The sequence below is a fragment of the Roseibium sp. AS2 genome (assembly GCF_038900065.1).
Classification (GTDB): Bacteria; Pseudomonadota; Alphaproteobacteria; order Rhizobiales; family Stappiaceae; genus Roseibium.
The window spans coordinates 658,902-672,244 of record NZ_JBBMQN010000001.1; the positions used below are offsets into that span (position 1 = coordinate 658,902).

The following is a 13,343-nucleotide window of genomic DNA, read 5'->3' on the forward strand; positions in this document are numbered from 1 at the left end:
CCCCCTTGTTCGCGTTCAATGTATCTGCGCCCAGAGCACGCGAGGCGGCTGCGGAAGTCAATCGGCTGCGGCATTTTGCAGACAATAGCCCCATTCATGGGGATCGCGCAGCACACTCCGGCGAAGAAGGCGGTTTATTCCCTGGCGCAGTCGCATTAAAGCACTTTCAGGACATATCATCCGTTTGTCGCAAACGCACAGAAGAAGAGGACGTTCCATGTTTGATCTGTCGGGACAAGTCGCCCTGGTCACCGGTGCCAGTCGCGGCATCGGCGAGGCCGCCGCACGCAGCCTTGCGAAATACGGCGCCAGCGTTGTTCTGGCCGCCCGCTCCGGCGGCGACATCGAGCGGACTGCCGCAGAGATCAGGGACGGTGGCGGCAAGGCGGCCGCGGTGACCTGCGACGTGGCCAGTTTCACGGACGTGGACGCGGCGGTCCGCTCCTGCGTGGATCTGTTCGGCGGCATGGATATCCTGGTCAACAATGCCGGCGTGATCGAGCCGATCGCGCGCATCGAGGACAGCGATCCGGTCACCTGGGGCCAGGCCATCGACATCAACGTCAAGGGTGTCTATCACGGCATTCGCGCCGCCGCGCCCCACATGCTGGGCAAGGGCACCGGCACCATCGTCAATATCAGTTCGGGCGCCGCGTCCGGTGCGCTTGAAGGGTGGAGCCACTATTGCGCCTCCAAGGCCGCGGCCCTGGCACTGACGCGCTGCGCCGACAAGGAATTCGGCGATCACGGCCTGCGCGTGGTCGGCCTCAGCCCGGGCACGGTCGCGACCCGGATGCAGGTCGATATCAAGGCCTCGGGCATCAACCCGGTCAGCCAGCTGGATCCGTCCGTCCATATTCCCGCAGAATGGGTCGGCGAGGCGATCGCGTGGCTGTGCACGGATGCGGGCGATGCCTATCGCGGCACGGACTGCTCGCTGCGCGACGAGGATGTGCGCAAGTCGGTCGGACTGGTGTGAAGCAGGCAAGGCCCGCGTCCCCGGATGCGGGATCTCCCGCGTTCGGTTGAAGGCAGGCAAGCTGCCGGATCACCTTTGGGTCGGTCAACGTCGGGACAGCGGGCGAAGGGGTCCGGAATCAAAAGAGGGCCGCGATGCGGCCCTCCCATGAGATCAACGTGACACGAGGTCCGGATCAGATCCCGGCGAAACCGTTCAAGACCGGAGGCTGCTCCAGAACCGAACCATTCCACCCAGACACACGGGCCACGTTCAGATACTCATTAGACATGGGCACACCTCCTTTCAGTTGTTAACGACACACAGAGTGTGGGGTCGCCGGGCCGATTTCACAAGCCTAAAAACAGGACCTGCCTGCCCAACACTTGCGCACGTCGCGCCTTTGTTACCTGGATGCCACAGCCCGCCCGGCGATCGTCTGAAAGACGGCGTCGAGCTCGGCGGCGAGTTCCGCCAGCGGTTCGCCGCCCTCGTCCATATAGGGCGCGAACACGAAACTCGGCGTTTTCCAGGACAGGGTCGCCGTGCCGTCGCCGGTCTCCGTGACGTAGAAGCGAATCGGCGCCTCGATGCCCGCGGCCACGGAGGCTTCGAGCATGCGCACCGCGTAATCGTTGCGGTAGACCCCGATGATCCGGTTGCCCGCAATGGTCAGCCCCCGGCCCTTGGCACCGGACGAGGCGCTGGCCTGCGTCACCAGAAACATGCCTTCCGCCTTGACGGCGGTCTGGAGGTTCTCCACCAGTTCGTCGTATCCGAGAGACGTCGGCAGCACCTGCCAGCCCTCCCGGGCAGCGATGCCGTCTGCCCGGGCAATGCCCGCAGCAAGCATCATCACCATGAAATACATCAGCATGCGCATTGTATTGTCTCCCGCATTTGAGCAATCGGGATCTTGCGATCCCGTTTGCACATGAGGACACGACTTCAGGTCACGGACATCTCACAATGCGGTGTGGCGCGGCAAATCGGGCCTTTAGCATCAAATCGGGCCTGTTCGGCAGGGGCGCGCAAACGGCAGCTGCGCACGGCGCCGGATCGAGCTTGTGGATCCTTCCAGGGCCTACACATTGCCAACACCTTTTTGTGTTTTGCAGTTCAAGTGAAGCCTGCGGATTTTGAGCGTCGGGGATTCATCGGCCGGACACTCGCGGATCCTGGCGAAACCACAGACGCGACACCTGTCCGGACCGGAAACAAAAAAGGCCTGTTATGCGTCTCAGTGATCAATTCGGGTATGATCTCACACTGTCGGACAAGGGCGCCCTCGCGGCCTGGAACGACACCGTGAGAGCGTTTCTTGCCCACGGCAAGACGACGCCGCAGCATCTTGAAACCTGCCTGAGCCTTGCGCCCCACTTCGCGCTCGGCCATGCGACACGCGGCCTGTTCTGCCTGCTGCTCGGGCGCCGGGAGTTCCTGGACACGGCAAGCGAATGCCTGAAGGTCGCCCGCGCCTCCGCCCTGCATACCCCGCTGACGGACCGCGAAACGGCCGTGCTCGACGCGCTCAATGCCTGGCTGCAGGGATTTCCCACCCGTTCGGCCGATATCCTGGACGCCGCTCTGGTGAAGGTGCCCGAAGACGCGCTTGTCATGAAGCTGGTCCATGCCATCCGTTTCGTGCTGGGCGATGCCACCGGCATGCGCCAGTCGCTCGACCGCGTCTATTCCGCCTATCACGAGAGCCATCCGGCCTACGGCTACCTTCTGGGCTGCCGGGCTTTCTGCTTCGAGGAGACGGGCGATTACCGACTCGCCGAAACTTCGGGACGCAGAGGGCTGGAATTTGCCCGGGACGACGCCTGGGGACTGCATGCGGTCGCCCACGTCCACGATATGACCGGACGGTCCGAAGAAGGCGCCGGCTGGCTGGAGAACCATCCGGACGGCTGGTCCCACTGCAACAATTTCGGCTACCATGTGTGGTGGCACCTGGCGCTGATGTATCTGGATCAGGGAAACGCGGACAAGGCGCTGGCGCTCTATGATTCCGACATCCGCAAGGACAAGACCGACGACTACCGGGACATTTCCAATGCGGCCTCGCTGCTGGTGCGGCTCGAACTGGAAGGGGCCAATGTCGGTTCCAGATGGGACGAGCTGGCGCTTCTGTCCGACAAGCGCGCCGAAGACGGCTGCAATGTCTTCGCCGACCTGCATTACCTTCTGGCCCTTTTGAACGGCGGCCGCCGCATGGGAGCCGAACGGCTTCTGGCGGGGTTGCGGCAGCGCGCCAGGAGCGAGACGGACATCGGTCACGTCACGGCGGAAGCCGGCCTGCCCGCGGGCCTCGGCCTGGAGCAGTACCGGAAAGGCAATTACGCCTCCGCCTTCACCCTGCTGGCGTCGGCCCGGGACAATCTCCATCTGGTCGGCGGCTCCCATGCCCAGCGGGATGTCTTCGAACGGATCACCATCGACGCCGCCCTGCGGGCCGGATTGCCGGTCGACGCGGATCGGCTTATCAAGAGCCGCACCCGCAAGCGCGGCGCTCTCGACCGATTCGCCGAACAGCGCCTTGAAACCTGCGAGAAGATGCATCGCGCGCAGCAGGTGATGGAAGACAAGAAGCTCAGGGCCACCGGTTCGGTCTGACCCCGCCCGGCCCGGCACATGATTTTTCTGGATACAAAGTGAACGCACACACGCAAACGAAACGCATCCGCGACCCGCGGCTCGATTTTTTCCGCGGGATCGGAATGTTCATCATCTACATCGCCCATCTGCCCGGCAACTGGTGGACACTCTGGATCCCGGCCCGTTTCGGTTTTTCCGATGCCACGGAAATCTTCGTTTTCTGTTCCGGCATGGCGTCGGCCCTCGCTTTCGGCAAGATTTTCGATCTTCATGGCTGGGGCATGGGCGCGGCGCGCATTGTCCACCGCATGTGGCAGGTCTACTGGGCCCATATCGGCCAGATCCTGGTGATCGCCGTCGGGCTGGTGATGCTGCATGAAAGCAATTACCTGACCACCTGCTGCGATCTCACCCAGGATTACGTGGCATCCCTGAACCTGTGGCATCTCTTCAACAAGACCGAAATCGCCCTGCCCGGCCTGATGACCCTGACCTGGGTGCCGAACTATTTCGACATATTGCCCATGTATATCGTGATCCTGGCGCTGATCCCGGTGATCATGCTGGCGGCAAGATATTCGGTCACAGCCGCGTTCGCGCTGTCCATCGGGCTCTGGCTCGCCTCCCAGTTCGATCTTTTGAACCTGCCGGCGGAACCCTGGACCATGTCGAACGGGCTCCACCGGGAGTGGTTCTTCAATCCGTTCGCCTGGCAGATGCTGTTCTTCACCGGCTTTGCCTTCATGCGCGGCTGGATACCGGCGCCGCCGGTCGACAGAAGGCTTGTCGTCCTGTGCGCCGTGGTTCTGGTTGTCACTGTTCCGTTCGCCTATTTCCGCATTCACAGCGAACATTATCTGGACCTGGTCTGGGCGCGGGAGATCCGCGAGGCGATCCGGCCGCTCTGGATCAAGACGGAATTCGGACTGTTCCGCTACCTGCATTTTCTGGCATTGGCCTATCTGGCCTGGGTGGCGGCCGGCGAGCACGGCCGGCGCCTGCTCGGACATGGCGCGGTGTGGGGATGGTTCCTGGGGATCGTGCAGAAGGTGGGCCAGCAATCGCTGCCCGTCTTCATGGCCAGCCTTGTGATCGCCCAGGCCGCCGGCCTGCTGCGCGACATGGTCTGGGGCCGGGGTGACTGGATCCCGCAGATCCTGTCGAACCTTCTCGGGTTTGCTGCCCTGATCGCCGTTGCCTATGTGGCCGGCTGGTACAAGAGCCAGCCCTGGCGTAAACCGCCCAGGGCGGTCGCGGAGGCTGCGGAGGCTGCGCCCGCCGGTCCGGATCCAGAGGGCCGGGTCGACACAGACGGGAACAGATCAAGGCAACGCGAGCTGAGTTGAGACCGGAGGTCCCTCAGCAGGACGCGTGAAGTTCATCGGCAGCAGGTAAGCCGAGACAGACCCTTGCGAAAAGGAAACGGGGCCCGGCGACACGCGCCGGGTCCCCGTGTGTCCACTCAGTGCAGAGAAGCCATTTCCAGATCGGCTTCAAAGGCGTTGGCGACGGCGGCCTCGCGGCTGTCCGCCAGCAGGATCGGCGTTCCGTCCGCATTCAGCAGCGCGTAGAGCGTCATGTTGTCGTGCAGCGGGGGAACATCCGGGAACATTTCCTTCAGTTCGCGCGCCTTGATCGGTTTGATATAGGCGATATCGCCGGTCCCGAGCTCGGTCAGCTCGTCAACGGACATGAATTCGGACAGAAGGGTTCGGTCTGTCCAGGCCATGATCTTATCGTGCATCAGTCATTCTCCATCTGTTAGCCGACGAGGGTCTATTCGCCGCTGGAGATTTCTATTTTTCTTATGACACGTTCCGGTTCCGGTCGTGCCAGATCAATGGACAAGAGTCCATCCTTCAGGTCGGCTCCGAGGATCTCGATCCCCTCGGCCAGGACAAACGCCCGCTGGAACTGGCGGGCCGCGATGCCGCGATGCAGGTACTGACGGGTCTTGTCGTCGACCTGCCGTCCGCGGATGACCAGCTGGCTCTCCTCCACGGAGACATCAAGCTGGTCTCTGGTAAACCCGGCCACCGCCAGGGTGATCCGGATGATATCGCCCTGGCCTTCGGTTTTCGGAAGTCTTTCGATATTATAGGGCGGATAACCGTCATTGGCGGCCTTGGAGACGCGATCGAGCACGCGCTCGATATCGTCGAACCCGAGCATGAACGGGCTGGAAAACGCTGACATGCGTGACATCCTCAAAGTCCTTGTGGAAGCGACCTTGCGCCCGGACCCTCCAATAGGCATCCGGGTCGGAACCAACGGTTCCATTCGTCATTAAATATGGAGCTTCGTTAAAATTGATTCAAGGAGCACGGATCTGACGGGATTCATGCGGCTCCCGGGTGCGCGTGATTCAGGAGCCCGAAGTCAGAACAGGGCTTTTTTTCAACAGGTTGGCGAGAGACGATATGGCCTGCCGCAGATCCGGCTGATGACGCTCGTCCTGATGCATGACCAGCCAGCGCTCGGTCGTCAGGCTTTCGATCGGGTCCGACAGGCGCACCAGGTCGTCAAAGGCATCACCGACGAAACAGGGCAGCACCATGCGCACAAGGCCCTTGCGCACGAGCGTCAGCGCGTAGGTCGCCTTGTTCAGGGTGACGGTCACGTCCTCGTTGTGGTTCTCCCTGATCCACGTCGCCGCCGGAAAATTGGCTTCGTCCTCGACAAGTCCCACCCAGCCGATGTCGCGGCCCGCCGGAACGCTCGCGGCCTGATAGGCCGCGAAGCGGACCGTGCCGACCTTCCTGCCCGCAAGCCATTCCTGCTGGGGGCGGCGATTGCGGATGCCGATGTCGATCTGGCGTCTGGCGACATCCCGGTCGCGCGGATCGGCCAGGAACTCCGGCATCCAGCCGAGATCCGGTGACCAGAACGCGTCCAGATGATCGAGCAGAAGGTGCATGGTCCAGCCACCGGCCGAGATCCGGATCCTGCGGCGTGTGCGGCCGCTTTGCCGCCAGAGGTCGATGGCCCGGGCGGTCTGGTCCATGTCTTCCAGCTGAAACATCAGCTCCCGGCCCGCGGTCGTGAGCTGATATCCGCGCGCCTCACGCTCGACCAGCCGTACCTCGAGATCCGCTTCCAGTGCGGCGACTCGCCGTCCGAGGGTTGCGGCACTGACGCCCGTCGCTTCCGACGCGCCGGCCAGCCCACTTGCCCTCGCCACCGCCAGAAACAGCCTCAAATCCTGCCAATCGATATTTCGTTTCATTTTTGAAATCTCGATTTCAACTTAAAAACAATTAGATAATGCAACTTTGTGGAATGCTTTGCAAACACCGATCAACTGACTCCAAATTTGACAAGGTGCACGCAATGATCGTTTTGCCATCCATCAACTGTCGACGTGACGATCAGAAAGGCGTCTCCCCCGCCTGGAACGATCCGATCAGATCCCTTCATTCCCATCACGCCGAATTCTGGCCGGAAAACCTGCCGGAGAACGTGCTGCTTGAAAGACGGCACAAGGCCCGTGCGCTCAGGATCAGGAAACTCCACTGCAAGTGCCTGCTGCGCAGGTTGGTCCGCCCTTTCCGACGCCTTGCCCGGCGGGCAAGGATCGCCGCGGCACGGCTGGAGCGCAACTGATTTCACGGGTCCGCAGCTGCCGCCGCATGCAGGGACAGCACCGACCCGGCCGCAGCAGGTCAAGCCCTGGAATGACGTTACCGTGATCCGGTCCGGCTTGCGCCCGGGAGCAGGACAGGCCAGTCTCGGACCCTCGCCGATCCCATGTCTTTTCCTGCCAGCATGAAGTTTCCCATGACCCGCGACGAGTTCGACATCTTTTGCGGCGCCCTGCCGGCGACAACCCATGTCGTTCAATGGGGCAATGCGTCCGTCTGGAAGGTCGGCGGCAAGATCTTCGCCGTGTGTTCCAGCTGGGGAGAAGGGGCACACGCCAAGTTCAGCTTCAAGTGCTCGGATCTGTCCTATGCCCTCCTGACCCAGCAGGACGGCCTGGTTCCGGCCCCCTATCTGGCGCGCGCCAAATGGGTACAGATGGAAAGGAGCGGCGCCCTGCCGGAAGAGGACCTGAAGGCCTATATCGCCGCCGCCCACAAGATCATCGCCGGAAAACTGACGAAAAAGCAGCGGAAGGATCTCGGCCTTGCCGTCTGACATGTCCGGGAAATGGCGCTCGCTTGCCCTGCTGATGCTGGCCGAGATCGCCGCGATGAGCCTGTGGTTCATGTCCGCCGCCATTCTTCCCGACCTGACGCGGGAATTCGAGATTTCGGAAGGCCGGCAGGCCGCGCTCTCAAGCGCTGTCCAGATCGGATTTGTCTTCGGTGCCGTTGCCTCCGCATTGATGGGCCTTGCCGACAGGATCGACCCGCGGCGGTTCTTTGCCGTCTGCGCCATCCTTGCCGCGCTATTCAACGCCAGTCTGCTCGTTGCCGAACCGGGCGGCACGGTTTCGATCCTCGCCCGCTTCGCCACCGGCGCCCTTCTGGCAGGGGTCTATCCGGTCGGCATGAAGATTGCGGTGGGCTGGGGCCGGAAGGACCGCGGCTTTCTTGTCGGCACGCTGGTCGGGGCCCTGACCCTCGGTTCCGCGGCGCCGCATCTGCTCGCCCTTCTGGGCGGTACAGACTGGCGCTGGAGCCTGAGCGTTGCCTCGCTCGCCTCGGCGGCAGGAGGCATCCTGTGCCTGTTCTCCCGTCTCGGTCCCTTTCACGCCAGGGCGCCGCGCATGAAGATGACGGCCATCCTGACCGCCTGGACAGACACCAGGATCCGCTATGCCTATGCGGGCTATCTCGGTCACATGTGGGAGCTCTACGCCATGTGGGCCTGGATCGGCGTGGCGCTCGCAGCGTCCTTTTCCGCGCATATGCCCGGGGAAGCGGCGACCGTTCTGTCACGCCTGATCGCGTTTCTCGCGATTGCCGCCGGAGGGGTCGCCTGCATCGTCGCCGGTCTCGTCGCCGACCGGGTCGGCAAGGCCAATATCGCCATTCTCGCCATGGCGGTCAGCGGCACCGCGGCCCTGGCTTCCGCGCTGGCTTTTGGCGGACCTGTCTGGCTGACGATCCTGTGCGTTCTCATCTGGGGCGCCGCGATCCTGCCGGACTCGGCGCAGTTCTCCGCGCTTGTCGCCGACTACGCACCACCGGACCAGGCCGGCAGCCTGATGACCTTCCAGACCGCGCTTGGCTTTGCCCTGACGTTCTTCACCGTGCAGCTGACCCCGCTCGGCGCGGAACTGATCGGCTGGCCCGGCGTCTTCGCGCTCATGGCCATCGGTCCCGCGCTCGGCATCATCGGAATGGCGAGATTGAAACGGCTGGCTCAGACGGCGCCGTGAACAGAGGGCGCGCGACCGGCACTCCCGGATATCAGTCCTCCGCGTCCGCCATCACCAGCTCAAACTCCGAAAAGCCGAAATCCCGGCCGTTGATCCTGAAGTTCACGGCCTGCGTGCCGCCGTAATAGACCCGTGTGGTGATCGGTTTGATGGTGTGTTTGCGGGCCAGGGAAACCGTTTCGCCGGGAGCCAGTGTCAGCTTGGTCCACTTGAACACTTTCGGCGCCAGCGAGCCGTTGGCCTTCTTGAAATGCACCAGATAGTCAAGCACCAGCTCCTGCGGCGTCTTGCCGGTTGAGGTCAAGTCGATCCGAAAACCGAGCGCCGAGCCGTACTCGACTTTTTCGGTCGTGATAAGCGGCCCGTCGACTTGAATCTCCGGGGGGTTCAGGCCAAAGGCAGCAAGCGTCGCAGAATGGCCCTGCTTTACCAGCGAGCGGCAGGCGTGGCGGACCAGCTTTTCCCGGTTTTTGTCGGCATCTTTCAGCCAGCGCACGGCGATCTCCGCCACCAGGTCCGGATGGTCCTTTGCAATGTCATTCAGGTGATTGGCAACCGAGCGGCGGACATAGTCCTCCGGATCGTCCTTCAGCGCTTCCAGAAGAGGCAGGGTGGGGGAAGGATCGTCCACCAACTTTTTCAGGCGCAAGCCCCAGGGCAGGCGCGGACGCGTGCCTTCCGAGACCAGCCGGCGCACATGAACGCTGTCGTCGGTCACCCAGGGCGCCATGATCGCCAGAGCCTTGTCCTGACCCATGTCCAGAAAGGGACGCACATCGAACTCCGCCGTCGCACGCCGGGTCATCTCCTTCAGAAGCGCGAAGGACGCTTCGTAATCGTTGAGACCGCAGCCGGAGACCACCATGCCGAGTGGCATCATGCCCCAGCCGCGGATGCCGTGTTCGTCGCTGCCGCGGTCGAAGGCAACTTCTGTCATCGGATGCAGCATTTTTCGCAAGACGGCGAAGCGTTGGCCGAGGTCATCCGGCAGATGCTGGTCCATGACCTTCGCGATCAGTGCCGCACGTTGCTTCAGCTCTAGCGTTTCGAGCTCGGCAAGGATGTCCGTTTCAAACGCACGGCGGTTGAAACCATCAAGATGCCGGACGATATGCCCGCCGATGCAGCGCACCAGCTCTGGCGAAATGTTGTTTTTGAACGGTTCCAACAACAGCTCCCATGTTCGATTAGGCATCCATGTGCCAGAGCCTGGCCTTCGGTTCCAGAGCCTTGCAGGAAAGCTCCTGACAAGCACCGTCAGGAAGCACGGGATGAAACCGCTCCGGCAGACACGCTGCCGGCCGGTCATTGGTGTTTGCGACGATCAGCTATAAGTCGCCAGCGAACGATACATCGGCATCTCGGCATCCATATCCACATCGGACAAGTCCATCATGGAAAAGAACTCCATACAGTCAGGAGACGATCTTTCCGCCTCCATGACTTTTTCCGCATCGTCGGCGCTGCGGAATTGCACGATATCGAGATACTGGCCTTCTGCCGTACGCACGAGCTCACGCCGAAGGATACCGTTCTGATGCCTGACAAAGTTCTCCTGAAACCGGCTGGAGGCCTCCAGCAAGTCTGTTTCCGTCTTGCCGGACGCGAGCTTGATGGGGGCGAGAACGGTTACTGGTTCTGACATTTTTGTCTCCTAGAGTTGTTGATGAGAGAACCCTATGGATAAATATGACATTATGTGTCTTATTAATTCGATGCCCAAGAGTTCCATCACCGAACGCATGAAACGTCTGGAGCTGATAAGCGCCCGGCTCAAGTCGGATGAAGCCCTGACAGTCACGGGTCTCTCGGATGAACTCGGTGTCAGCAGTCGAACCCTTTCTCGTGACATCCAGGTTCTCCGCGACCAGGGCCTGCCCATTGAGGCCGATCGCGGACGGGGAGGTGGTGTCAGACTGCACAGCAGCTGGGGCATCGGACGCGTGAATTTCAGTTATTCGGAAGCAATCGACCTTTTGGTGAGCCTGGCGGTCGCGGAACAGATGAAGTCACCTTTCTTCATGGCTGAACTGGCCCCCATACGGCGCAAGTTGCTTGCGTCCTTCTCACCCAGGCTGAAGAACGACATCTCGGACATCAAGTCCCGCATCCGGGTTGGAGAAGCCGCCTCGCATATGGTCCTGTCCGCCTTTTCGGCACCTGGTCAGCCGGTGGTCGAGGAGCTTCATCAGGCCTTTTTCACCCGGCACCTTCTCGAGATCTCCTACAGGTCAATCGAGGGCCGGGTTACGCGACGCACCATAGAACCGCACTACCTGCTGCTGCACAGTCCCGTTTGGTATGTGCTGGCATTTGACCAGTTGAGAGGGGCAATTCGAACTTTCAGGTGTGATCGGATCGAAGCAGCGGCAATGCTGGAGGCAAGGTTCACTGTCATCGGGATCGATCAGTTCGACGCGACGCTGAAGAATCTGGATGTCATACGCCCGTAAAAAAGCCACCCCGGTTGCCCGGAGTGGCCTGTTCGGTTTCGGCAGGATCCGCCGGACGCGGGCGTGTCAGTCGATCCGGCGGCCGGTGTCCGCGTCGAAGAAATGCACGTCCTGCGGCTGCGCCTTCAGGCGGAGTGTTTCGCCGGGTTCGTGGCGGGCATGACTGGATACGCGCACGACAATTTCCGGTCCGCCGTTCGCGAAGCTGGCATAGATGTAGCTTTCCGCGCCGACGGGCTCGAGCACATTGACCGTGACCTCAAGATCGATGCCCTCGCCACCGGCGGGACCGTCGACCACGGCCAGATGCTCCGGACGGATGCCGATCATGTATCGGTCCATGCCCTTCGGATTGGTGCCGGACAGGCCGTCGCCGTTTTCCAGCGCAAGTCCAGAACCATCCGTCTTCACCGGCAGAAGGTTCATCGCCGGCGAACCGATGAAGCTGGCCACGAATGTGGACGCCGGCTTGTCGTAGACATCGATCGGTGCGCCGATCTGCTCGATGTTGCCGCCGTTGAGAACCACCAGCCGGTCCGCCAGGGTCATGGCTTCCAGCTGATCATGGGTCACGTAGACGCTGGTGGTGCCGAGAGCCCGCTGCAGGCGCTTGATCTCGACACGCATCTGCACACGCAGCTTGGCATCAAGGTTGGACAGCGGTTCGTCGAACAGGAACGCCGCCGGTTCGCGCACGATGGCCCGGCCCATGGCGACACGCTGGCGCTGGCCGCCGGACAGGGCCCGGGGCTTGCGGTCGAGATAGTCGCCGATTTCCAGCACGCGGGCGGCTTCCTTCACCCGGCGGTCAATCTCGGCCTTGTCCATGCGCCGGTTCTTGAGACCGTAGGCCAGGTTGTTGTAGACCGTCATGTGCGGGTAAAGCGCGTAGTTCTGGAACACCATGGCGATGTCGCGGTCGGCCGGGTCGATATTGTTGACCACACGCTCGCCGATCTTCGCCTCACCGCTGGTGATGTCCTCCAGGCCGGCAATCATGCGCAGCAGGGTGGACTTGCCACAGCCGGACGGGCCGACCAGAACGATGAATTCGCCATCGGCAATATCGATGGAAACGCCTTTGACGGCCTCCACGTTGCCCGCATACACCTTCCGGACGGTGTCGAGAGTAATCGTTGACATTCAATACCTCACTTATCGCTCTCGACGAGCCCTTTGACGAACCAGCTTTGGAAGACCACGACGATCAGCACCGGCGGCACAATGGCGAGGATTGCCAGGGCCATGGCCTCGTTGAAGGCCGGAATCTGCGCGCCCACCCAGACCTGCAGGATCTGCTTGATGCCGCGCACCAGGGTGAACAGGGATTCGTCGGTGGTGATCAGGGTCGGCCAGAGATACTGGTTCCAGCCGTATACGAACATGATGATGAAGATCGCCGCGATCATCGTCTTGGAGATCGGCACCAGGATATCCTTGAAGAATTTCCACGGTCCGGCACCGTCGATCCTGGCTGCTTCCAGCAACTCGTCGGGAACCGACATGAAGAACTGGCGGAAGAAGAAGGTGCCCGTCGCGGATGCGATCAGCGGCACGATCAGGCCGGAATAGGTGTTCACCATGCCGAGTTTCTGAACGATCTCGTAGGACGGCAGGATGCGCACCTCGAGCGGCAGCAGCAGCGTGGCGAAGATCACCCAGAAGCACAGTGTCGCGAAAGGGAAGCGGAAATAGACGATGGCATAGGCCGCCAGCATCGAAATGACGATCTTGCCGATGGCGAAGCCGAATCCGAGAATCATGGAATTCTTGAGCATGACGAAGCCGTCGACTTCCTTGGTGAAGCCGCCTGCCTCGAACAGGACCTTTTCGTAAGTCTCGAGAAACTTGCCGCCGGGCGTGAACTGGATGCCCTGCTTGTAGACGGTCAGCGCATCGTGGGTGCTGGTCAGGAATGCCAGCACGACCGGCGTGACCATGAAGAAGACACCGAGAAGTAGGATCACGTGGTCCGAGATCTGCAGTCGTTTCATTTCAGACCTCC

The 13,343-nt window shown here is 61.7% G+C and carries 15 protein-coding genes; 7 read left to right on the forward strand and 8 right to left on the reverse strand.

Annotation, left to right across the window (positions count from 1 at the left end):
• Positions 1 to 217 precede the first annotated feature (217 nt).
• On the forward strand, positions 218 to 979 hold the full coding sequence (locus WNZ15_RS03005) for an SDR family oxidoreductase (protein ID WP_342891447.1): 762 nt from the start codon (positions 218 to 220) through the stop codon (positions 977 to 979).
• Between the two features lie 385 nt (positions 980 to 1,364).
• On the opposite strand, the gene WNZ15_RS03010 is transcribed toward WNZ15_RS03005, so the two are convergent.
• On the reverse strand, positions 1,365 to 1,841 hold the full coding sequence (locus tag WNZ15_RS03010; RefSeq protein WP_342891448.1) for a DUF302 domain-containing protein: 477 nt from the start codon (positions 1,839 to 1,841) through the stop codon (positions 1,365 to 1,367).
• Between the two features lie 350 nt (positions 1,842 to 2,191).
• On the opposite strand from WNZ15_RS03010, the gene WNZ15_RS03015 reads away from it, so the two are divergent.
• Positions 2,192 to 3,577 (forward strand): tetratricopeptide repeat protein, encoded by a 1,386-nt coding sequence (locus WNZ15_RS03015; RefSeq protein WP_342891449.1) that lies wholly within the window; start codon positions 2,192 to 2,194, stop codon positions 3,575 to 3,577.
• A gap of 65 nt (positions 3,578 to 3,642) precedes the next feature.
• The gene (locus WNZ15_RS03020) at positions 3,643 to 4,905 is read left to right on the forward strand and encodes an OpgC domain-containing protein (protein WP_342891847.1); all 1,263 of its coding nucleotides are present in this window, start codon (positions 3,643 to 3,645) and stop codon (positions 4,903 to 4,905) included.
• Positions 4,906 to 5,021: 116 nt separating this feature from the next.
• Here the strand turns inward: WNZ15_RS03020 and WNZ15_RS03025 are convergent, their stop codons facing one another.
• The 3 genes from WNZ15_RS03025 to WNZ15_RS03035 all read right to left on the reverse strand — a co-directional run bounded on the left by WNZ15_RS03025 (position 5,022) and on the right by WNZ15_RS03035 (position 6,785).
• Positions 5,022 to 5,303: a DUF1150 domain-containing protein gene (locus WNZ15_RS03025; protein ID WP_342891450.1), complete on the reverse strand. Its 282-nt coding sequence runs from the start codon at positions 5,301 to 5,303 to the stop codon at positions 5,022 to 5,024.
• Between the two features lie 32 nt (positions 5,304 to 5,335).
• Positions 5,336 to 5,764, reverse strand: a complete 429-nt coding sequence (locus WNZ15_RS03030; protein ID WP_342891451.1) for an Hsp20 family protein — start codon at positions 5,762 to 5,764, stop codon at positions 5,336 to 5,338.
• A gap of 160 nt (positions 5,765 to 5,924) precedes the next feature.
• The gene (locus tag WNZ15_RS03035; protein ID WP_342891452.1) at positions 5,925 to 6,785 is read right to left on the reverse strand and encodes a LysR family transcriptional regulator; all 861 of its coding nucleotides are present in this window, start codon (positions 6,783 to 6,785) and stop codon (positions 5,925 to 5,927) included.
• Between the two features lie 104 nt (positions 6,786 to 6,889).
• Here WNZ15_RS03035 and WNZ15_RS03040 point away from each other — a divergent pair, with 104 nt between their 5' ends.
• The 3 genes from WNZ15_RS03040 to WNZ15_RS03050 all read left to right on the forward strand — a co-directional run bounded on the left by WNZ15_RS03040 (position 6,890) and on the right by WNZ15_RS03050 (position 8,885).
• Positions 6,890 to 7,162 (forward strand): hypothetical protein, encoded by a 273-nt coding sequence (locus tag WNZ15_RS03040; protein WP_342891453.1) that lies wholly within the window; start codon positions 6,890 to 6,892, stop codon positions 7,160 to 7,162.
• Positions 7,163 to 7,336: 174 nt separating this feature from the next.
• Entirely contained in the window at positions 7,337 to 7,696 is a 360-nt protein-coding gene (locus WNZ15_RS03045) for an MmcQ/YjbR family DNA-binding protein (RefSeq protein ID WP_342891454.1), read from the forward strand.
• Positions 7,686 to 8,885 (forward strand): MFS transporter, encoded by a 1,200-nt coding sequence (locus WNZ15_RS03050; RefSeq protein WP_342891455.1) that lies wholly within the window; start codon positions 7,686 to 7,688, stop codon positions 8,883 to 8,885. The genes WNZ15_RS03045 and WNZ15_RS03050 overlap by 11 nt, the downstream gene beginning before the upstream one ends.
• 31 nt (positions 8,886 to 8,916) lie before the next feature.
• Here WNZ15_RS03050 and WNZ15_RS03055 read toward each other — a convergent pair whose 3' ends face one another.
• Both WNZ15_RS03055 and WNZ15_RS03060 read right to left on the reverse strand, forming a co-directional pair.
• A complete protein-coding gene (locus WNZ15_RS03055; RefSeq protein ID WP_342891456.1) occupies positions 8,917 to 10,053 on the reverse strand; it encodes a DNA alkylation repair protein in 1,137 nt (378 codons plus the stop codon).
• 156 nt (positions 10,054 to 10,209) lie between these two features.
• The gene (locus WNZ15_RS03060) at positions 10,210 to 10,530 is read right to left on the reverse strand and encodes a hypothetical protein (protein ID WP_342891457.1); all 321 of its coding nucleotides are present in this window, start codon (positions 10,528 to 10,530) and stop codon (positions 10,210 to 10,212) included.
• 52 nt (positions 10,531 to 10,582) lie between these two features.
• Here WNZ15_RS03060 and WNZ15_RS03065 point away from each other — a divergent pair, with 52 nt between their 5' ends.
• Positions 10,583 to 11,338: a WYL domain-containing protein gene (locus WNZ15_RS03065; RefSeq protein ID WP_342891458.1), complete on the forward strand. Its 756-nt coding sequence runs from the start codon at positions 10,583 to 10,585 to the stop codon at positions 11,336 to 11,338.
• Positions 11,339 to 11,404: 66 nt separating this feature from the next.
• Here WNZ15_RS03065 and WNZ15_RS03070 read toward each other — a convergent pair whose 3' ends face one another.
• Entirely contained in the window at positions 11,405 to 12,481 is a 1,077-nt protein-coding gene (locus WNZ15_RS03070; RefSeq protein WP_342891459.1) for a sn-glycerol-3-phosphate import ATP-binding protein UgpC, read from the reverse strand.
• An 8-nt stretch (positions 12,482 to 12,489) separates the two neighbouring features.
• A complete protein-coding gene (gene ugpE, locus WNZ15_RS03075) occupies positions 12,490 to 13,332 on the reverse strand; it encodes a sn-glycerol-3-phosphate ABC transporter permease UgpE (protein ID WP_342891460.1) in 843 nt (280 codons plus the stop codon).
• Positions 13,333 to 13,343: the final 11 nt, after the last annotated feature.